Source organism: Mycobacterium scrofulaceum (assembly GCF_001667885.1).
GTDB classification, from domain to species: domain Bacteria; phylum Actinomycetota; class Actinomycetes; order Mycobacteriales; family Mycobacteriaceae; genus Mycobacterium; species Mycobacterium scrofulaceum_C.
Map to the genome: position 1 here is coordinate 1 of NZ_LZJW01000006.1, position 634 is coordinate 634.

Sequence of the window (634 nt, forward strand, 5' to 3'; positions counted from 1 at the left end):
CTCGCGCATCAGCCGGCCCGATTCGTCGAGCACCGCCTCGATGCGGTCGACCGCGCTTCCGGACCGCGCGGCGGCCGCTCGCAGTCGCGGCAATGCGACGTCGGTGCGCGCCGCGATCGCCGCCTTGATCAGCTCGGCCTTGTTCGGAAAGTAGTTGTACAGGCTGGCGCTGGTGACATCCGCGGTGCGGGCGATCTCCCGAATCGTGGCTCGCGAGTAGCCCACCGTCGCCACACAGCGCATGGTGGCCACGATGATGCGCTGGCGGGTCTCCTCACCGCTGGCCCCGACGGGGCGTCCCCGCTGCGGCCGCGTCACCGTGTTCTCCCCACTCGCGTGTCCCGTCCGCCGGCCCTCGGTGCCTGACAGGTCGAATATAATCGAGCGATCGATTAATTCGGGGTTTCCGGCGGAGGTGCGCGGTGCGTGAGGGACGGTACCTTCCCGCATGAGCGGTCCCCCGGCGCAATTGGGGCGCCCGGTCGGTGCGGACGGCGAGCAGACCCGCACGCGCATCATCACTGCGGCGATGCGATGCGTGGCCGAGAAGGGCTACTCTCGCACCACGATTCGCGAGATCGCCCGCGCCGCCGGCATGACGAGCGGCAGCCTGTACCACTACTTCCCGAACAAG

Annotated in this window: 2 protein-coding genes; one reads left to right on the forward strand and one right to left on the reverse strand. The window is 69.2% G+C overall.

Features of this window, described 5'->3' with window-relative positions; translation table 11 throughout:
- Window positions 1-318, reverse strand: a 318-nt coding sequence (locus A5681_RS00780) for a TetR/AcrR family transcriptional regulator (RefSeq protein ID WP_156737787.1), incomplete at its 3' end; no start/stop codon positions are given.
- Window positions 319-448: 130 nt separating this feature from the next.
- On the opposite strand from A5681_RS00780, the gene A5681_RS00785 reads away from it, so the two are divergent.
- A partial coding sequence (locus A5681_RS00785) for a TetR/AcrR family transcriptional regulator (protein WP_156737788.1) occupies window positions 449-634 on the forward strand: 186 nt, incomplete at its 3' end.